Source organism: Streptomyces sp. NPDC104761 (assembly GCF_055583445.1).
Window position 1 is genome coordinate 1 of sequence record NZ_JBVJNZ010000028.1, and the last position, 20481, is coordinate 20481.

At 73.9% G+C, this 20481-nt stretch carries 10 protein-coding genes; all 10 read right to left on the bottom strand.

Features of this window, described 5'->3' with window-relative positions:
- Window positions 1–102: 102 nt before the first annotated feature.
- Window positions 103–300, bottom strand: a complete 198-nt coding sequence (locus ACZ63F_RS41165) for an MbtH family protein (protein ID WP_469719000.1) — start codon at window positions 298–300, stop codon at window positions 103–105.
- An 85-nt stretch (window positions 301–385) separates the two neighbouring features.
- Window positions 386–1468, bottom strand: a complete 1083-nt coding sequence (locus ACZ63F_RS41170) for a GntG family PLP-dependent aldolase (RefSeq protein ID WP_469719002.1) — start codon at window positions 1466–1468, stop codon at window positions 386–388.
- On the bottom strand, window positions 1455–2978 hold the full coding sequence (gene argH, locus ACZ63F_RS41175) for an argininosuccinate lyase (protein ID WP_469719004.1): 1524 nt from the start codon (window positions 2976–2978) through the stop codon (window positions 1455–1457). Before argH ends, ACZ63F_RS41170 begins: the two co-directional genes overlap by 14 nt.
- On the bottom strand, window positions 2975–4207 hold the full coding sequence (locus tag ACZ63F_RS41180) for an ATP-grasp domain-containing protein (RefSeq protein ID WP_469719005.1): 1233 nt from the start codon (window positions 4205–4207) through the stop codon (window positions 2975–2977). Before ACZ63F_RS41180 ends, argH begins: the two co-directional genes overlap by 4 nt.
- Window positions 4204–5262: a pyridoxal-phosphate dependent enzyme gene (locus tag ACZ63F_RS41185; protein WP_469719007.1), complete on the bottom strand. Its 1059-nt coding sequence runs from the start codon at window positions 5260–5262 to the stop codon at window positions 4204–4206. The genes ACZ63F_RS41180 and ACZ63F_RS41185 overlap by 4 nt, the downstream gene beginning before the upstream one ends.
- Window positions 5237–6244 (bottom strand): GHMP family kinase ATP-binding protein, encoded by a 1008-nt coding sequence (locus ACZ63F_RS41190; protein ID WP_469719008.1) that lies wholly within the window; start codon window positions 6242–6244, stop codon window positions 5237–5239. Before ACZ63F_RS41190 ends, ACZ63F_RS41185 begins: the two co-directional genes overlap by 26 nt.
- Before the next feature lie 131 nt (window positions 6245–6375).
- On the bottom strand, window positions 6376–10383 hold the full coding sequence (locus ACZ63F_RS41195; RefSeq protein WP_469719010.1) for a non-ribosomal peptide synthetase: 4008 nt from the start codon (window positions 10381–10383) through the stop codon (window positions 6376–6378).
- Window positions 10380–13691, bottom strand: a complete 3312-nt coding sequence (locus tag ACZ63F_RS41200) for a non-ribosomal peptide synthetase (protein ID WP_469719012.1) — start codon at window positions 13689–13691, stop codon at window positions 10380–10382. Before ACZ63F_RS41200 ends, ACZ63F_RS41195 begins: the two co-directional genes overlap by 4 nt.
- On the bottom strand, window positions 13688–18721 hold the full coding sequence (locus ACZ63F_RS41205) for an amino acid adenylation domain-containing protein (protein WP_469719014.1): 5034 nt from the start codon (window positions 18719–18721) through the stop codon (window positions 13688–13690). The genes ACZ63F_RS41200 and ACZ63F_RS41205 overlap by 4 nt, the downstream gene beginning before the upstream one ends.
- 289 nt (window positions 18722–19010) lie before the next feature.
- Window positions 19011–20312, bottom strand: coding sequence for an MFS transporter (locus ACZ63F_RS41210; protein WP_469719016.1), 1302 nt, complete (start codon window positions 20310–20312; stop codon window positions 19011–19013).
- Window positions 20313–20481: the final 169 nt, after the last annotated feature.

Consider the following 20481-nt stretch of genomic DNA (forward strand, 5'->3'; position numbering starts at 1 on the left):
CGTCCCCTTGCCGGTCTTCCTCCCCCCCCCCCCCCCCCCCCCCCCCCTCCCCCCCCCCCCCCCCCCCCCCCCCCCCCCCCCCCCCCCCCCCCGGGCCCGCTGTCAGGCGGCGGTGGCGGAGCGCAGGCTCAGCGGGCGCATGTCGGTCCAGGTGCGCTCGATGTGGTCGAGGCAGTCCTCCTTCGGACCGCTGACGCCGACCGCGCGCCAGCCCTGCGGGATGCTCCGGTCGGCGGCCCAGACCGAGTACTGCTCCTCGTCGTTGACGACGACGAGCCACTGCTGGGGGTTCTGCTGCATGACGGTTCTCCGATCGTGTGGTGGAGCTGTTTCAGGGAGGGTTGGAACGGGTGGAGCGGTGGTGCGGGTGGTTGCTGTGGTGCGGTCAGACGGCGGCGGTCCGCGGTAGCAGGAGCTGCTGGAAGACCGCCAGGGCGCGGTCGACGTCGGCGTCGTCCACCCCCGCGTGGGTGACGGCCCGGATCCGGCCGCGGCCCAGCTCGGCGAGGCGTACGCCCTCCTCCCAGGCCCGCTCCATGAACCGGGCCTGGGTCAGACCGGGGGCGTCGACCCGGAAGAAGACCATGTTGGTCTCGACCGGCTCCACCACCACCCCGGGCAGCGCGGCCAGCCCCTCGGCCAGCCGGCGTGCCGTGGCGTGGTCGTCGCCGAGCCGCAGCGTCATCTCCCGCAGCGCGACCAGCCCGGCCGCGGCCAGTACTCCGGCCTGCCGCATGCCGCCGCCGAGCATCTTGCGGATGCGCCGCACCGACCGGATGAACTCGGCACTGCCCGCGACCATCGAGCCGACCGGCGCGGACAGCCCCTTCGACAGACAGAACTGCACCGAGTCCGCGTAACCGGCGATGACGCGCACCGGCACGCCCAGGACCAGCGCGGCGTTGAAGAGGCGGGCCCCGTCCAGGTGGACCGCCACCCCGCGGGAGTCGGCCAGCGCCCGGACCTGCGCCAGGTACTCCAGCGGCAGCACCCGCCCGCCGCAGCGGTTCTGCGGGTTCTCCACGCACAGCAGGGCGGGCAGCGCGAACTGCGGGTCCTCGGTGTCCTCCGGGAAGGCGGCCTCGATGTCGGCGAGCGCCATGGTGCCGTCGGCCCGGTTGGCCACCGGCTCGACGATCACCCCGCCGCAGTAGGAGGCGCCGCCGGCCTCGTAGACGTAGATGTCGGACTCGGCGCCCGCGAGGGCCTTGGTGCCGCGCGGGCAATGGGCCAGCAGGGCCGCCAGGTTGCCCATGGTGCCGCTCGGCATGAAGCAGGCGTCCTCCATGCCCAGCAGCCCGGCGGCCAGCTCCTCCAGTTCGCGGGCGGTGGGGTCCTCGCCGTAGACGTCGTCGCCGAGCGGCGCCCTGGTCATCTCCGCCAGCATGCGGGGCGTGGGCAGGGTGAAAGTGTCGCTGCGCAGTTCGACGACGCGCGCCGGGGCGGCGCCGCGGTCAGTGCTCGTCATGGATGTCCTCCTCGGAATCGGGGCCGGCGGCCGCGGCGGTGTCCCGCGTCCTGCCGTGCACCAGGGCCACGGCGTCCCGCAGGCGCTCGTCGGCGTCGCGCCAGCGGGCGGTCTCCTTGGCCAGCCGGGCGCGGTGGTCCTCCCAGCTCTGGGCGAGCGGTTCGTGGCAACGGCGGAACGAGGCCGGGCCGGGGCCGCCGCCGAACTCCGCCGCCCACCACACGCTCTCCGGCCGCAGGTCGGCGGAGTCGCCGGCCGGCAGGTGGCCGTTCGCCTCCAGGGCCGCGCCGAGCGAGCCGGCCCGCCCCTCCACGACGGCGAGCGCGGCCTCCCCGACCTGGTGGTGGGCCCGCCGGAACGGCACCCCCTGGCGCACCAGCCACTCCGCGGTCGCGGTCGCGTGGGTCAGCCCCGCCGTCGCCCGGTCCGCCATGGCCCGGGGCACCGGCCGGGCCCCGTCGTAGGCCATCCGCAGGATCTTCACCGCGTCGATCGTCGCGTCCAGCGCCGGCATCACATGGGTCATCGCCTCGGTGCCGACCGCGATGGAATTGGTGAACGGAGTACCCCGCATCGCGCTCACCGCGGCCGTCAGCCCGCCGAGGGCGGCGGCCGACTTGCCCTGCACGTGCTCCAGGACGAACGCGTTGCGCTTCTGCGGCATCATGGAACTCGACCCGACCAGCCCGTCGGGGATCGTCACCAGCCCGAACTCCGCGCTCGACCACATCAGCAGGTCGAGGGCGGCCCGGTCGAGGGTGACGCCGAGGACCACGGCCGCCGACAGCAGCCGCAGCGCGGTGTCCCGGGTGGCGATGGCATCCACCGAGTTGCGCACCGCCTCGCCGAAACCGAGGAGTTCGGCCGTGCGCCCCGGGTTGATCGGCACGGTCGTCCCGCCGATCGACCCGGCGCCCAGCGGGCACCGCTCCAGCAGCTCGCCGGCCTGGGCCAGGGCCCGGGCGTCCCGCTCGAAGGCCTGCGCCAGCCCGAGCAGGTAGTGGCCGTAGGTGACCGGCACGGCCGCCTGGAAGTGGGTGTAGGCGGGCATCAGCACCTCGCGGTGCTCGTGGGCGCGTTCCAGCAGCACCCGGCCCAGCTCGGCCAGCTCCTCCGACAGCCGCCGGTACGGTTCGCGCAGGGCCAGCTGGAGGCAGGTGACCCCGAGGTCGTTGCGGGAGCGGCCGGTCTGCAGGACACCGCCCGTCTCGTCGCCGAGGGTCTCGATCAGGTGGGACTCGTAGGCCAGGTAGAGGCCGCGCGGGGCGGGCACGGTCTCCAGGGCCCGGTAGTCCTGCTCGCGCAGTGCGGTGATGGCCGCGAGCAGGGTGGAGGCGGTCCCGGCGCCGACGATCCGGCGCTCGGCGAGCATCACGACGTGGGCGAGGTCGACGTGGGTGATCCGGTCGAGCTCGGTCTTCCAGGCGGGCCGCGGCGGGTCCGGCCGCTCCAGGAGCATGCGGCGGATCTCGGGCGACGCGGCGCTGCGCAGGCGGCCGGAGTCGGTCATGCCCGCACCTCCTGACGGTCCGCCAGGGACGGGCTGATGCGGCCCACGCCCTCCTCGGCGGCCGCGGCCGCCTCGGCGGCGGTCGCGCCCCGGGCCAGCACGTGCCCGATCCGGTCGCGGAAGTCACCGCCCACGGTGATCTCCGTGCCCGGCTCCCGGTAGGTCTCCACGTCGACCACACCCGGAACGGCGCAGGCCCGCGCCACCCCGTCGATGCCGCGCAGCCGGCCGCTCTCGGCCGGGACCACGAACCGGATCGCCGCGCCCTGGGCCGCGGTCACGGCCACCGGGGACGGACGTCCGGCGAACGCGGCGACGGTGCCCAGGATCAGGTCGGCGCCGGTCGCCTCCCGTACCAGCCGGGGGATCCAGCCGCCCGCCAGCCGCGGGTTGACCTCGATCAGGACCGGACCCGCCGGGCCGAGACGCAGCTCCACGTGGGCCGGGCCGAGGGCGATGCCGAGCGCCCGTACGGCCGCCTCGGCCGCCTCGGTGATCGCCTCCCGCGCGGCCGGGGCCAGGGCGGCGGGGAAGTCGTGCCCGGTCTCGACGAACAGGGGCGGTGCACCGAGGTGCTTGGCGGTGATCCCGGCCACGGTGCCGTCGAGGACCTCGGCCGAGTACTCCGGGCCGCTCACGAACTCCTCGACCGTGACCCGGAGGGGCACCGGCCGGCCGCGCTCGTCGGACCCGCGGGACAGCAGGGCGCGGGCGTGCCCGGCCGCCTGCTGCGGGTTTGCGCACAGCAGCACGCCGAGGCTGCCGCTGCCGGTGACCGGCTTGACGACCACCGGGTAGCCGGTCTGCGCCGCCGCGGCCAGGACCTCCTCGACCGTGCCGGCCACCGTGAACCGCGGCACCCGCACCCCGGCCGCGGCGAGCCGGGCCCGCTGCGTGCCCTTGTCGCGGACCGCGGCCAGGTCGGCGGGGGAGTTGGCCGGCAGGCCGAGCGCGACGGCCGTCGCCGCGGCGGTCTCCACGTAGTAGTCGGAGCTGGTGGCGACGCCCACGACGCGCCGCCCGACGGCCAGCCGGCGGCAGGCGTCGACCACCGCCGGCACGCTGTCGGTGTCGGTGCGGACCACCTCGGCGCCGCCGACCGACGCGTACCGGGACGGGTCGGCGGCCAGCAGCACCGGGTGCAGGCCGAGCGCGCGGGCCGCCGCGGGGAACAGCCGGCCCGTACCGGTGGTGTTGCTCTCGACGAGGACGAACACGTCCCGGGTCATACGGCCGCTCCTTCCGCGAGTGCGACGATCTCGTCGCGGGTGCGCCGCTGCCAGGCGTACCGGGACCAGCTGCCGGCGGCCTGGACGGGGTGGTCCAGGGTGCGCGGCGCCGAGGGCGGCGGGGTCAGGAAGCCGTTGCGGCGCAGCCACACGTCGTTGTGCACGGTGTTGGTGTAGCGGTGGCCCTCGTCCGGGAAGAGCGCCATCACCCGCAGTTCCGGGTGCTGTTCGGCGTACCAGCTCGCCACGTGGTGCGCGGCGCCGCTGGTCGGCCCCATGTACAGGGCGTGCTCCGCGTGCAGCCGCCGGGTCGCGGTGAACGCGGTCCCCGCGTCCAGCCAGTGGATCTCGTCGAACAGCGTGTGCTCCAGGACCGGCGGCACCAGGCCGTTGCCGAGACCGCGCAGCTGCCGGGGCCCGGCGGGGGCGCCGAACAGCACGCTGCCGGGGGTGTCCACGCCGATCAGCTTCAGCTGCGGGTTCAGCGCCCGCAGGAACGAGCCGATCCCGGACGACGAACCGCCCGAACCGACCGGGCAGACCAGTGCGTCGAACGTGCCCATGCTCTCCAGCAGGAGTTCGGCGACCGCGCCGTACGACACCGGGTTCAGCGGATTGTCGTACTGGCCGGGGGTGTAGTAGGAGCCGAGCCGGGCCTGGATGCGGGCCACCCGGTCCAGGCGGGCCTGCTGCACCCCGCGGGTGCGCAGTTCGGGACCCGAGACGATGCTCACCCGGGCGCCGAGCGCCTCCAGCCGACGGCGCAACGGCGGTTCGATCGCCGGGTCCCCGACGAGGACCAGCGGAATGCCCTTGAGCCGGCACACCATCGCCAGCCCGAGCCCGAAGGTGCCGGACGTGGTCTCCACGACCGTGGTGCCCTCGGTGAGCTCGCCGGTCTCGATGGCACTGGTGAGGATGAACTGGGCGGGCAACAGCTTCATCAGATGGAAGGCGGCCCCGTACACGTTGGGCCCGACCTGGATGACCTTGGGCAGGACGTGGCCGTCGACCACGCTCCTGAAGGCCCTACGACTGGTGTGCGTACGGGACATGAGTCTCGCTCCCGGCTGTGTAGCGCCAATGGTCGGTGATGCGCAGTTCCGCGAGCCGGCGGGCGGCCAGCGCGGTGCGCTGCTCCAGCCCCGGCCGCTGGGGTGCGAAGAGGAGGGCGGCGACCGAGCCGCTGTGGGCCACCTGCACGCCCAGCGCCTCGGTCTCCTCGGCGATCTCCAGCAATCGGTCGAATCGGGGCACCGGCAGGAACCGCTGGTTGATCCGCGCGCTCGCGGTGGAGATCCGGCCGAGTTCCCGGTGGTCACCCCGGGCCACGGCCCGGCGCATGAGGCCGCGCAGCGCGCGGAAGCACTCGATCTCCCAGGCGTTGTACCGCGCCCGCGGCAGCGCCAGGGTGTCCACCTCCCGCTCCGTCGAGGAGAAGCCGACCACCGTGAGCGGTGGCACCGGCCGGTGGAAGTCCTCGATGACGGCGCCCTCGCGGTGCGCGAACAGCAGCATCCGGTCGAAGTAGATCAGGGGGTCGGTGGCCGCCTCGGCGGCGACCGCGATCCGGGCGATCCGCTCCGGCGCGAGGTTGCGGCCGACCGCGGCCAGCACTGCCAGGATCGCCGAGGTCACGTCGCTGGTCGACGAGCCGAGGCCGCGGCCGACCGCGACGTCGCCGCGCAGCTCCAGCTCCCCGCCGTAGGCGCCCATGCCGAGCACCTCCAGGGTGGTGCGGGCGGCGGCGAGGGCCTTCGTCTTCCACGCCGGGGTGACCGTCAGCTCCGGCTCCCAGCGGCTCAGCCGCACCGTCGCGTTGCTGGCGAACAGCGGGCAGGGCAGCGTCACCAGACCGCGGCGGAGCCTGCCGTCGTCCTCGAACACCCCCTGGAGCAGTTCACCGTGGTGGCTGGGGGCGCTTCCGGTGCCCATGAGCACGCCGTGCTCCAGGTGCGGGGGCTCCAGCTCCCTCTGTGCCTGGCCGTGCGTGTCCTGTGCGGACAGCACGTCCTGGCTCTGCACGCCGATCTTCACCTACGCCTCCTCGGACGTTCGGGTAATGGAGGTCACGCGTTGTGCCGCGCGGGCGGCGGGGGCCGGGGGAGCGGGGCCGCTCGGGCCCCGCGTCCGCCCGGCTTCGTTCCTTGTCGGGCGATCGTCGCGGATCAGGCGTCCGGGGGACCGGCGGGGCGGCCGGCGCTCTGGTGCGGGCGGACGATCTCGGCGATCCGCGCGGCCAGTTCGGCGACGTGCGGAGGGTGCACCATGTCGTGGTGGTTGCCCGGCACGGGGACGGTGCGGACCCGGCCGCGGGTCAGCGCCTGCCAGGCGTCCGGGTCCACGTCGGGGCTCTTGAGGGTCGGGTGGGACTCGGAGACGGTGAGCAGGTGGACGTCCGCGTGGACGACCGCGCCGGGCCGGTAGCGGCCGGCGGCCTCCCCGTTGGCGCGGGCGACCTCGACCATGCGGCGCACGGCCGTCGACTCGATCCGGTCGGGCAGCCGCCCGTCCTGGTGGGACTGGCGGACCAGGGCGGCGATGAGCGCGTTGTCGTCGAGGCCGTCCATCTCGTCGGACGACAGCCCGGCGTCGGCCCCGAACCGGGACAGCACGTCCTCGTCGCCGACGAGGTCCGCCGAGCCCGGCACCGGCGAGTCCAGCAGCACCAGCGCGCCGACCTCGCGGCCCGCCCGCTCCAGCCGCACCGCCATCTCGAACGCCACCACCCCGCCGAACGACCAGCCGCCCAGCAGCACCGGCCCCTCGGGAGCCCGCTCCGCCATCTCGGCGAGATAGCGCTCGGCGATCTCCTCGACGGTGCGCAGCGGCGCCGCGTCCGTGTTGTAGCCGACCGCCTCGACGCCGTACAGGTCGACGGCGCCCTCCAGTTCCCGCGCCAGGCCCATGTAGGAGCTGACGCCGCCGCCGTGCGGATGGACCAGGAACAGCGGCGAGCGGCCGGCGGGCGAGGCCGTCGACAGCGGGACCAGCAGCCGCTCGGAGACCGCGGACAGCCCGGGGAGCGCCTCGCACAGCGCCTCGATGGTGGGCGACCGGAAGAAGGTGCTGAGCGGCACGCTCACCCCGAGCTCCCGCCGTACCGCCTCGACCAGTTCGAAGGCGCTGAGCGAGTTGCCGCCGGCGGCGAAGAAGTCGTCCCGCACCCCCACCGGGGACCGGCCGAGGACCCGCTCGCAGATCGAGGTCACCCGCAGCTCCAGCGAGTCGCGGGGCGCCACCGGCTCGGCGCCCGCCTCGGCGGCCGGTTCGGGCAGCTGCTTGCGGTCCACCTTGCCGTTCGGCGTCAGCGGCATCCGCTCCAGGCCGACCAGCACGGCCGGGACCATGTACTGCGGCAGGTGCTCCCGCAGGTGGGCGCGGAGTCCGGGCTCGTCGGGCTCGTCCCGCCAGGAGACGTAGCCGACGATCCGCCGGGCCATGTCCTCGCCCGCCGTGATCACCGCGGCCCGGTCCACCGAGGGGTACCGCTGGAGGACGGACTCGATCTCGCCGAGTTCGATGCGGTGGCCGCGGATCTTGACCTGGGTGTCCTCCCGGCCGATGAACTCCAGCCTGCCGTCGGGCCGCCTGCGGGCCAGGTCACCGGTGCGGTAGAGCCGGCCGCCGGCCCCGAACGGGTCCGGCACGAACCGCTCCGCCGTGAGGGCGGGCCGCCCGGCGTAGCCGCGGGTGACGCCCGCGCCGCCGATGACCAGTTCGCCGACGGCGCCGACCGGCACCAGCCGCATCCGGTCGTCCACCACGTGCACCGTGGTGTTGGCGATCGGCAGACCGATCGACACCGGCTCGTCCGGACCCGGGGGCGCGATCAGCTGCACGGTCGAGTAGACGCTGGTCTCGGTGGGGCCGTACACGTTCCACAGCCGGGACACCCGCGGCGCCAGCTCCTGGGCGAGCTGCGCGGAGAGCGCCTCGCCACCGGAGACCGCCTGGAGGTCGCCGCCCTGCCAGCCGCTGAGCAGCAGCAGGTGCCAGGTGGCCGGCGTCGCCGCCATGACCGTCGTCCCCGACTCCGCCACGATCCGGGCCAGGGCCGCGCCGTCCGCGGACGTCTCCCGGTCCACCAGCACCACCCGGCTGCCGTGGGCGAGCGGCACGAACAGCTCCAGCACCGACGCGTCGAACGCCACGGTGGTCACCGCGCACAGCACGTCGTCACCGGACAGGCCGAGGGTGGCGCCGATGTCCGCGACGAAGTTCACCAGACCGCGGTGCGGGACCATCACGCCCTTGGGGCGGCCGGTCGAGCCGGAGGTGTAGATCACGTACGCCAGGTCGTCCGGGCCGACCGGCGCCGCCGGCCCGCTCTCCGCGGGCACCCGCGGGGGCCGGCCCACGTCGATGACCCGCACGTCAGGGGCCGGGTCCAGCCGGGCCACCAGCTCCGGGCGGCCCAGCAGCAGCCGGGCCCCGCTGTCGGCCAGCACGTACGCCAGCCGCTCCGGCGGATAGTCGGACTCCAGGGGCAGATAGGCCGCGCCGGACTTGAGCACGGCCAGCAGCGCCACCAGCAGGTCCGGGGACCGCTCGACCATCACGCCCACCGGGGCGTCCTGGCCGGCGCCCTCCGCGCGCAGCACGGCGGCCAGCGCCGAGGCCCGGCGCACCAGTTCGGCGTAGGTGAGCCGCGCGCCGTCGGGTCCCTCCACGGCGACCGCGTCCGGGGTGCGGGCGGCCTGCCGGTCCACCAGGTCCGGTACGAGCAGCGGCGACTCGGGGCCGGCGGTGTCGTTCCAGTCCGAGAGCAGCAGCCGCTCCTCCTCGGGCGCCAGCAGGTCGAGGTCGCCGATCCGGGTCTCGGGCCGCCGCACCGCGTGCGCCAGGATCCGCCGGTAGTGCTCGGCGAACCGGGCGACGGTGTCGGCCTCGAACAGCTCGGTCGCGTAGGAGATCAGCACCTCCATGCGCCGGCCCCGGGTCACCACGGTGACGTCCAGGTCGAAGCGGGCGGTGTCCGTCTCGAGCGGCAGCGACCTGGCCGACACCCGGGGCAGCCGCAGCTGCGAGGTCTGCTCCTCGACCAGGTTGAACAGCAGCTGGAACAGCGGGTTGCGGCTCAGGTCGCGCTCCGGCCGCAGCTCGTCCACCAGCACGTCGAACGGCACGCCCTGGTGCTCGTACGCCTCCAGGGTGGTGCCCCGGACCCGGGACAACAGCTCGGCGAAGGTCGGGTTGCCGTCCAGGTCGGTGCGGAGCAGCACCGTGTTGACGAAGAACCCGATCAGGCCCTCGGTCTCCTGGAGCGTACGGCCGGACATCGGCACACCCACGGTCACGTCCCGGCTGCCGGAGTGCCGCGACACCAGCGCGGCGAACGCCGCGAACAGCACCATGAACGGCGACACATGGTACTTCTGGGCGAGTTCCCGCACCCCGTCGGCGACGGCCGGGTCGATCACGTGCGAGACCCGGGCGCCCGCGCCGCCGCGCACCGCGGGCCGGGGCCGGTCGCCGCGCAGCTCGGTCGGGGTAGCCCCGGCCATGGTCCGTTTCCAGAACTCGACCTCGGCAGCCGCCTCGGGCGTCTCCAGCTGCCGGGCCGCCAGGTCCGCGTAGTCCGCGTACTGGATCGGCAGCTCGGGCAGCTCCGGACGGCCCCCCGCGGTGAACGCCGCGTAGGCCTGCGAGAGTTCCTGCCAGAGGATCTGCATGGACGCCGCGTCCACGGCGATGTGGTGCACGACCACGGTGAACAGGTAACGCTGCTCGGGGAGTTCGGTCAGCCGGGCGCGCAGCCAGGGGCCGGTGGCGAGGTCGAACCGGCCGGTGATGTCCGCGTCCCGCAGCCGGCACGCCTCCTCGTACGCCGGTCCGACCGCCAGATAGCGCAGGTCGGTGCGCTGGAGCCGTATCGCCGACGCCGGTCCCACCCGCAGCCGCGGTCCGCCGGCGGCGTCCTGGACCACTCGGGAGCGCAGGACGGTGTGCCGCTCCACGACCAGCCGCAGGGCGGCGGCCAGGGCGTCCACGTCGAGCAGCCCGGCCAGTTCGAAGACCTGCGCCATGTTGTATTCGACGAGTTCCGGACGGAGGTGCTCCAGGAGCCACACCCGTCGTTGCGCCGCCGACAGCGGCGCGTCCACGGCGGGACCGGAACCGGTCCCGCGCCGCGCGGTCTCCACCGCGCGTTCCACGATCGGACTTGTCGTCATCGGGACGTCCTCCCGTCGGCCGTACCGGACGCGGGCAGCAGGTGTCCGACCGCTTCCGCCATGGTGCGGATGGTGGGGTTGTCGAAGATCAGTGAGAGCGGGATGTCGGGGGAGAGGGCGGTCCGCAGCCGGGAGACGATCCGGGTGGCGAGCAGCGAATGCCCGCCCAGGGCGAAGAAGTTGGCGTGCACGTCCAGCTCCGGCCGGCCCAGCACCTCCGACCAGATCCCCGCGACCAGTTCCTCGGCCGCCCCACTCGCCCGGGTGGCCTTCTCCTCGGCGGCGGCCTTCGGTTCGGGCAGTGCCCGGTAGTCCGTCTTGCCGTTGGCGTTGACGGGGATGCGGTCCAGCACGGTGATGCTGGAGGGGATCATGTAGCGGGGGAGCAGGTCGCTGAGGTGTGTGGTGAGTCCGGCGAGCAGTTCGTCCTGGGGACCGGGGTGTTCGGCGGTGATGTAGGCGGCGAGGCGCTGGTCGCCGGGGACGGGTTCCCATTTGGTGACGACGGCGTCGCGGACGCCGGGGTGGCGGCGCAGGGTGTGCTCGATCTCGGCGGGTTCGATGCGGATGCCGCGGATCTTGACCTGGCTGTCCGCGCGGCCGAGGAACGACAGCCTGCCGTCCGGTCGCCGCACGCCCCGGTCGCCGGTACGGTACAGCCGCTCGCCGTCCGCGTACGGGTGCGGGACGAAGGCCGCGGCGGTCTTGCGGGCGTCGCCGAGGTAGCCGCGGGCCAGACCCACGCCGCCCAGGTACAGCTCCCCGGGGATGCCGTCCGGGACGGGGTTGAGGTGCTCGTCCAGCAGCAGCACCTCGTTGTTGGCGATGGCACGGCCCAGCGGGACGTCCGCGTCGTGGTCGTCGGTGGTGCAGGTGTGGCTGGTGGAGTCGATGGAGACTTCGGTGGCGCCCCATTGGTTGTGGAGGCGGGCGGGGGTGTGGGCGAGTCGGTCGTGGAATTTGGCGACGAGGTCGGGGCGGAGGGCTTCGCCGCTGGAGATGACGTGGCGGAGGTGGGTGAGGGGTGGTCGGGTGGGGGTGATCTCGTCGAGGAAGAGGGTGAGCATGGAGGGGACGAAGTGGAGGGCGGTGATGTGGTGGTCGCTGGTCCAGTCGGCGATGGCGCGGGGGTCGCGGTGCAGGCCTGGGGGGAGCATGACGACGGTGGCGCCGGCGATGAGGGGCCAGAAGATCTCGACGGCGGAGTCGTCGAAGCTGAGGACGGTTTTGTGCAGGACGGTGTCGCCGGGGGTGAGGGGGTAGTGGGCCTGCATCCATTGCATGCGGTTGGTCCAGCCGGCGTGGGTGGAGGCGACGCCCTTGGGCGTGCCGGTCGATCCGGAGGTGTAGTACACCGAGATCAGGTTGTCCCCGGTGACACCGCTGCCGGGGGCGGCCGGGGACGACCCGGTGAGCGTTCCGGGACCGCAGTCCAGCACCGCGCACCCGGCACCGGCCCCGTCGCGGGCCCCGGCGAGCAGGGCAGCCCGCTCGGCGTCCGCGCAGGCCACCGGGGCACCCGCGTCGGTGAGCACCTGGACGGCGCGGCCGAGGGGCAGGTCCGGGTCGAGCGGGACGAAGGCCCCGCCGGCCTTCAGGATGGCCAGGAGGGTGACGGCCATCTCGGCGGAGCGGTCCATCCAGAGGCCGACGGGGGTGTCGGCGACGACTCCGGCCTCGCGCAGCCGGGTGGCCAGGTGGTTGGCGCGGCCGGTGAGTTCGGCGTAGGACAGGGTGCTCTCGGAGTCGGTGACCGCCGGCGCGTGCGGGGTCGCCGCCGCCACCGCGTCCACCAGATCCGTCAGCAGACCACCGGGGTACTCGACACGGTCGCCCAGCCCCCTGGCGAGCAGCCGCTCGCGTTCGGCCGCGTCGACCATGCCGACACCGGAGACGGGACGGCCCGGCTCGGCCAGCGCGTTGCGCAGGAACGTGACGAAGTGCCGCATCAGCCGGCTGATCGTGGCCGGCTCGAACAGGTCCGACGCGTAGTAGGCGATCCCGGAGAACGTGTCGCCTGAGCGTGTGAGGGCCACGCTCAGGTCGAACCGCGACTTGCCGTCGACCAACTCCACCCGCTCGGTCGCCAGACCGGGCAGGACCAGGTCGTCGGTCTCCTCGTCGCCCAGCGCGAACAGCACCTGGAACAGCGGGTTGCGGCTCGGGTCCCGCTCCGGCTGGAGCTCCTCCAGCACGGCTTCGAAGGGGAGTTCCTGGTGCTCGTAGGAGGAGAGGGTGTTCGCCCGGGTGCGGGCCAGCAGCTCCTCGAACGACGGGTCGTCGGCCAACTCGGTGCGGATCAGAAGGGTGTTGACGAAGTAGCCGATCAGCTCGTCGAGTTCGGGACGCACCCGGCCGGCGATCGGCGTGCCCAGGGTGACGTCCCGGGTCGCCGAGTGCCGGGCGAGCACCACGCTGAACGCGGCCGTCAGCGTCATGAACGCGGTCGCGTTGTGCTCCCGTGAGAAGCGGTTGACCGCCGCCCCCAGCTCGCCGTCCACGGTGAACGAGAACTGGGCGCCGTTGCCGCTGCGCACGGCCGGCCGCGGCCGGTCCGTCGGCAGTTCGTCGGTGCTCGCGCCGGCCAGCCGCTGCCGCCAGTGCTCCAGCTGGTGCCTCAGCCGCTCCGGCGACTGGTGTTCCCGGCTCCACGCCGCGTAGTCCCCGTACTGGACGGGCAGCGGCGGCAGTTCCGGCTCGCGGCCGGCCGCCAGGGCCGGGTAGGCCCGGGACAGCTCCGACCACAGCACCCGCATCGACGTGCCGTCGATCGCGATGTGGTGGACCACCAGCACCAGCAGTGCGTCGTCCTCGGCCAGCCGCACCACCGCGACCCGGAAGACGGGCCCGGTGGCCAGCGAGAACGGCTCGCGCATCAGCGCCCGGGCGAACTCCAGGGCCGCCTCGTACCGTTCGGCGGCGCTGTCCCCGACGACGTCGTGGACCGGCACCGGGACCGGCGCGGCCGGCAGCACCCGGGGGACGGGGGCGCCGTCCCGCTCGTCGAAGACCGTCCGCAGCACCTCGTGCCGGCCGGCCACCACCGTGAAGCTCCGGGCCAGCACCTCGGCGTCGAGCGCGCCCCGGACCCGGATCACGGTGGACGTGTTGTAGCCCGGCATCATCTGCTCCAGAAGCCACATCCGCTCCTGCGAGTACGACGCCACCTGCGTGTCCGGTCCGGCCACCGCAATGGCCGTCGCCGCCGCGTCGGCGCGCTGGGCGGTACGGGCGCCCCGGAGCAGCGACCTGACCTGCGCGCGCCGCGCCTCCCGAGGATCCGCCTCGGGTGTCCTGCTCGCGGTCATGAGCGGGTCCTCTCGGCGGTCGCGTCCCCGGCCTGGTCCGTCGCCTGGTGCGTCTCCGGGTCGCCGACCGCGTCCAGCAGCAGGTTCTCCAGGGCGGTGGCCATGGTGTGGATCGTCGGGTTGTCGAAGATCAGCGCCAGCGGGACGTCCACGGACAGCGCCGAACGCAGCCGGGAGACGATCCTCGTGGCGAGCAGCGAATGCCCGCCCAGGGCGAAGAAGTTGGCGTGGATGTCCAGGTCGGTGCGGTCCAGCACCTCCGACCAGATGCCGTCGATGAGCTGCTCGGCCTCGGTGGCCGGCCGTACCGCGACCGCGTCCGCCTCGAAGTGCGGTTCGGGCAGTGCCCGGTAGTCGGTCTTGCCGTTGGCGTTGACGGGGATGCGGTCCAGCACGGTGATGCTGGAGGGGATCATGTAGCGGGGGAGCAGGTCGCTGAGGTGGGTGGTGAGTCCGGCGAGCAGTTCGTCCTGGGGACCGGGGTGTTCGGCGGTGATGTAGGCGGCGAGGCGCTGGTCGCCGGGGACGGGTTCCCATTTGGTGACGACGGCGTCGCGGACGCCGGGGTGGCGGCGCAGGGTGTGCTCGATCTCGGCGGGTTCGATGCGGATGCCGCGGATCTTGACCTGGCTGTCCGCGCGGCCGAGGAACGACAGCCTGCCGTCCGGTCGCCGCACGCCCCGGTCGCCGGTACGGTACAGCCGCTCGCCGTCCGCGTACGGGTGCGGGACGAAGGCCGCGGCGGTCTTGCGGGCGTCGCCGAGGTAGCCGCGGGCCAGGCCCACGCCGCCCAGGTACAGCTCCCCGGGGACACCGTCGGGCACCGGGTTGAGGTGCTGGTCCAGGATCAGCACCTGGTTGTTGGCGATCGCCTCGCCGAGGGACACGTCACCGGCCCACTCGTCCTCCGGGACACAGGTGTGGCTGGTGGAGTCGATGGAGACTTCGGTGGCGCCCCATTGGTTGTGGAGGCGGGCGGGGGTGTGGGCGAGTCGGTCGTGGAACTTGGCGACGAGGTCGGGGCGGAGGGCTTCGCCGCTGGAGATGACGTGGCGGAGGTGGGTGAGGGGTGGTCGGGTGGGGGTGATCTCGTCGAGGAAGAGGGTGAGCATGGAGGGGACGAAGTGGAGGGCGGCGATGTGGTGGTCGCTGGTCCAGTCGGCGATGGCGCGGGGGTCGCGGTGCAGGCCTGGGGGGAGCATGACGACGGTGGCGCCGGCGATGAGGGGCCAGAAGATCTCGACGGCGGAGTCGTCGAAGCTGAGGACGGTTTTGTGCAGGACGGTGTCGCCGGGGGTGAGGGGGTAGTGGGCCTGCATCCATTGCATGCGGTTGGTCCAGCCGGCGTGGGTGGAGGCGACGCCCTTGGGTGTGCCGGTCGACCCGGAGGTGTAGTACACCGAGATCAGGTTGTCCCCGGTGACACCGTTGTCCACTGCCGTGGGCGAGGACCCGGTGAGCGTGCCGGGCCCGCAGTCCAGGACCGTGAGCGACCCGGCCGCACAGTCCGCCAGCGACTCGGCGCGCTGCCCGTCCACACAGACCAGCGGGGCGCCCGCGTCCGTCAGCAGGGTCACCACCCGGCCCACCGGCAGGTCCGGGTCGAGCGGCAGGAACGCGCCGCCCGCCTTCACGATGGCCAGGAGGGTGACGGCCATCTCGGCGGAGCGGTCCATCCAGAGGCCGACGGGGGTGTCGGCGACGACTCCGGCCTCGCGCAGCCGGGCGGCCAGGTGGTTGGCGCGGCCGGTGAGTTCGGCGTAGGACAGGGTGTTCTCGGAGTCGGTGACCGCCGGCGCGTGCGGGGTCGCCGCCGCCACCGCGTCCACCAGATCCGTCAGCAGACCCTCCGGGTACTCGACACGTTCGCCCAGCCCGCCGCCGAGCGGCGGCAGTTCGCGGTCCGTGGCGCCGGACTCCAGCCCGATGCGGTCCATCGGCCGCTCCGGGTCGGCGACCGCCGACCGCAGCAGGGTGATGTAGTGGTCCACCATCCGCCGGATGGTGTCCTCGTCGAACAGCGACGAGGCGTACTCCCAGATCAGGGTGATCCGGTCGCGGTCCGGGTGGTCCTCACGGCCGGCCCGCTGCTGGGCCCGCGGCACCACCACGATGTTCATGTCCATCTTGGACGAGCCGTTGTGCCGCTCCAGGACGGTGCCCCGCACACCGCCGAACTCCAGGTCCGGGACAATGGCGTTGTGGAAGCTGAACATCACCTGGAACAGCGGGTTGATGGACGGCACCCGTGGCGGGGCCACGGCCTCCACCAGCCGGCCCAGCGGCACGTCCTGCCAGTCCGAGGTCTCCATCAGCACGTCGTTGACCCGGCGCCGCAGGACCTCGAAGCCCGGGGAGCCCGAGGTGTCCAGCCGCAGCGGCAGGGTGTTCACCACCATGCCCAGCATGCGCTCGGTCTCCGCGAGCCTGCGGTTCGCGACACCCGAGCCGACCACCAGGTCGCTCTGGCCCGAGTAGCGGCTCAGCAGGGCCGCGAAGCCCGACAGCATCGAGGCGTACAGCGTCACCCCGGAGCGCTCGCTGGACTCCCGCAGCGCACGGCTGAGTTCGGCCGGCAGCTCGATCCGCAGGGCCGCGCCGTCGAAGGACGGGACACAGGGCCGCGGCCGGTCCGTCGGCAGATCCAGGACGAGCGGGGCGTCCGCCAAGTGCCGCTTCCAGTACTCCAGGTGACGGTCCAGCACGTCGTCGCGCATCCAGGCACGCTGCCAGGCGGCGAAGTCGGCGTACTGGATGGGCGGTTCGGGCAGCGGTGACGGGCGGCCGGCCGCCAGCTCGGGGTAGATCGCCCGGATCTCGTCGAGGAGCACGCCGAACGACCAGCCGTCGTGCACGAAGTGGTGCTCCACCTGGACGAGGGTGTGGTCGTCGGGCGCGTGCCGGATCAGCAGCCAGCGTGCCAGTGGCGGGTCGGTGAGCTCGAAGGGACGGCGGATGGTGTCCCGTACGACCTCCTCGGTACGGCGCTCCCGGTCCGCCTCCGGCACGTCCTGGAGGTCGACCACGGGCAGCCGCACCGCCATCGGCGGTCGGACCTCCTGCATCGGCGCGCCGTCGACCGTGGAGAAGGCCGTACGGAAGATCTCGTGGCGGCGGACCACCTCGGTGATCGTGGCGCCCAGCACCTCGGCGTCGAGCGGGCCGCGCAGCCGGATGGTGGCCTGGGCGTTGTAGGCGAGGTTGCCGGGGGAGAGCTGCTCCAGGAACCAGATCCGCTCCTGGGGGAAGGACAGCGGCAGCGGACGGTCCCGGGGCACCCGGACCACCGGCGGCAGCGGCGGCGCGCCGCGGCCCAGCCGGTCCAGCTCGGCGGCCATCCGGGCCACCGTGCGCTCCTGGTAGATGCTCGATATCGGCAGCTCGGTGCCGAACTCCGAACGGACCCGCGCGGCGAGGCGTCCGGCGAGCAGCGAGTGGCCACCCAGCAGGAAGAAGTCGTCGTCGACACCGACCTCGTCGATGCCGAGGAACTCGGCGGCGGTCTCCGCCAGTCGGCGCTCGGTCTCGGTGCGGGCCTCGGCCCCGCCGCCGCCCAGCCCCAGCGACGCGCGGTCCAGGGCGGGCAGGGCGGCCCGGTCCAGCTTTCCGTTGGGCAGCAGCGGCAGCCGGTCGATCAGCGCGACCGACGGCACCATGAAGTGCGGCAGCCGGCCGGCGGCGAACCCGCGAAGCTCCAGCGGCTCCGCCGACGGCGCCACGGCATAGGCCACCAGCCGGTCCTCGTCGCCGACCCGGCCCACGACCACGGCGACGTCCTGGACGGCGGGGTGTTCGCGCAGCACGGCGGCGATCTCGTCGGGCTCGATGCGGAAGCCGTTCAGCTTGACCTGCTGGTCGATGCGGCCGAGGAAGTCCAGCTCGCCGTCGGGCGTCATCCGCACCAGGTCCCCGGTGCGGTAGGCCCGCTCGCCGGGGGCGTGCGGGTCCGGCACGAACCGGTCGGTGGTCAGGGCCGCCCGGCCGATGTAGCCGCGGGCCACCCCCTTGCCGCCGACGACCAGTTCACCGGGCTCGCCGGGCGCCACCGGGCGAAGCGACTCGTCCAGGACGTAGAGCCGCACGCCGTCGATGGCCCGGCCGATGACCGGCTTGCCGCCGCCCGGCACGGTCCGGGACACCGAGGCCCACACGGTGGTCTCGGTCGGGCCGTACGCGTTGAACATGGCCCGGCCCGGCGCCCACCGGTCGACCAGCTGCTGGGGGAGCGCCTCACCGGCGCACACGATCGTCTCCAGGTGCGGCAGTTCCCGCTCCGGCACCATCGCGAGCACGCTCGGCGGCAGGGTGATGTGGGTGATCCGGGCGTCGGCGAGGAAGTCGCCGAGGCCGGGCCCGTACAGCACGTCGCGGCGCGGCGGCAGGACCAGGGTGGCGCCCGAGCACAGCGCCATGGCCAGCTCGAAGACGGACGCGTCGAAGCTGGGCGAGGCGAACTGGAGCACCCGGTGGCCCGGACCGACGGTGAACGTGGAGCGCTGGGCTTCGGCCAGGTTGGCGAGCCCGCGCTGGGTGAGCGTCACGCCCTTGGGGCGGCCGGTGGAGCCGGAGGTGTAGATGACGTAGGCCGCGGACTCCGGACGCAGCCGGGGCAGCGGGAGTTGCTCGGCCTGCGCGGTGTCGTCGGCGGGGTCCGCGAGCGGCACGCCGAGGGAGCGCAGCCACTCGGGCGCGTCCGCGTCGGCGATCACCAGCGCGGCGCCCGAGTCGCTGATCATGTACGACAGCCGGTCGGCCGGGTACGAGGGGTCCAGCGGCAGCCAGGCGGCGCCGGCGTGGGCGACGGCGAGGACCGAGGCCACGAGGTCGAGGGACGGCTCCAGGAGCACGCCGACCGTCGCCCCCTGGCCCACGCCGAGGGAGCGCAGCCGGGCGGCCAGGACGCGGGCGCGGGCGGCGAGTTCGGCGTACGTCAGGTGCCGGTCGCCGAGCTCTGCCGCGGGGCGGTCGGGGGTCGCTGCTGCTTGCCGGAGGAACGTGTCGAGGAAGTGTCCGGAATCTGCTGGTGTCACGGAAGTCTCCATGAGGGGCGGTGACGGACGGGCGAGGACCGGCGGGACGGGGCGTTCCGCGGCCGGCCCCGGGGGCCTGCCGGAACGCCCCCGCCCCCGGTTGCCCTGCTTCGGCGGTTGCGGGCAGACGCGGGCGGACGTCCGGGAAAGGGGTGGTGCGTACGAGCTGCGTGAGCGGTGCTGTGACGGCGATCATCGATCGGTACAAGAACGCTAACCGCGCCACGACAGCCGGAACGGCACTGTCACAGGCAGTCCGGGCGGCACTTCCGGCTGCCGGTTGTGCCGCTCAGGTCTCCGGGACGGCCTCGGGCGGGGTCCTGCGGGACAGCGGCGAGGGCAGGATCCACAGCCAGGCGGTGAGGGCCCCGGCCGCGGCGATCCACAGCGTCGTCCGCAGCCCCAGCGGCCCGGCGACGGCACCGGCGAGCAGCGCGGCCAGCGGCCGCATGCCGAGGTTCACCCCCTGGTAGGCGCCGAACACGCTGGACCGCATGGCGTCCGGGACCTGCGAGGTCAACAGGGTCGCGGCGGTGATGTCGATCCAGATGACGCCCATCGCCGAGCCGAACTGGGCGCCGACCAGCATCGGCAGGACCGTGCCCCCGGACCCGTGGGCCGCAGGGATCAGCAGCAGCGGGGCGGGGGTCGCCAGGCAGCCGAGCAGGAAGGTCCGCCCCACACCCAGGCGCCGCGTGAGCGGGGTCGCGGAGACGGCGCCCACCACCGCGCCGACGGCTCCGGCGCCCAGCACCGTGCCCAGCAGGCCCGCGCCGAGGCCGAGCGTGGTGGTGGCGTACAGCACGAAGAGGGTGGTGGTCACGAAGCAGAAGAAGTTGACGGTGGCGGTGGCGGCCAGCGCCGCCCGGATGGTCCGGGAGCGGACGATGAACCGGCCGGCCGCCCGCAGCCGGGCACGCTCCTTGGAGGGCGGTGCCTCCTGAGGCGCGATCCGCGCCAGCTGCACGGCCGAGACGAGGTACGACACCGCGTCCACCAGCAGGGCGACGGGCGCGGAGAACAGCTGCACCAGGAAGCCGCCGGCGCTGGGGCCGACGACCTTCGCCATGGCCCGGCTGCCGCTGCCCAGCGAGTTCCCGGCGACGTAGTGCTCGGGCGGCACCAGCGCCTTGAACACCGGGGGGTTGCACACCTCGAACAGGACCGACAGCAGCCCGACGCCGAACGCCACCGTGAACAGGACGGTGAACGTCAGCGTGCCGAAGGCGTACACGAGGGGCAGGCCGAGCAGCAGCGCGAAGCGCCCCAGGTCGGCGGCGATCATGACACGGCGGCGGTGCCTGCGGCGGTCGGCCCACAGTCCGGCGTACGGCCCGAACAGCAGGTGCGGCAGCCAGACCGCGGCGCCGAGGTAGCCCATCTGGGCCGCGCCCGCGTGCACCACGGTGACGGCGATGAGGGGGATGGCGAGGGCGGACACCTGGTCGCCGAGGTACGACACGGTCTGCGCGGTCCAGTAGCGGCGGAACGCGGTGTCGCGCAGCAGGCCGGGGATCCAGGACAGGGCACGGGAGAGACCGGCCGGTCGGGTCGCGGGGGCGGCGGTCTCCTCGGGGGCGGAAACGGGCACGGGAGGGCCTTCCTCTGGTCGTCGGGCATGACGTGCGGCGGGATGCCCGTGGACGCACGGCATGCCGGGACCTGGGAGGACCGCCCGGCGCGGGGCGCGGGCCGGTCGGGGGCACGGCATGGCACACGGCCACGACCGTTCGACGACCCGGCCGCCCGGGAGCGCGTGA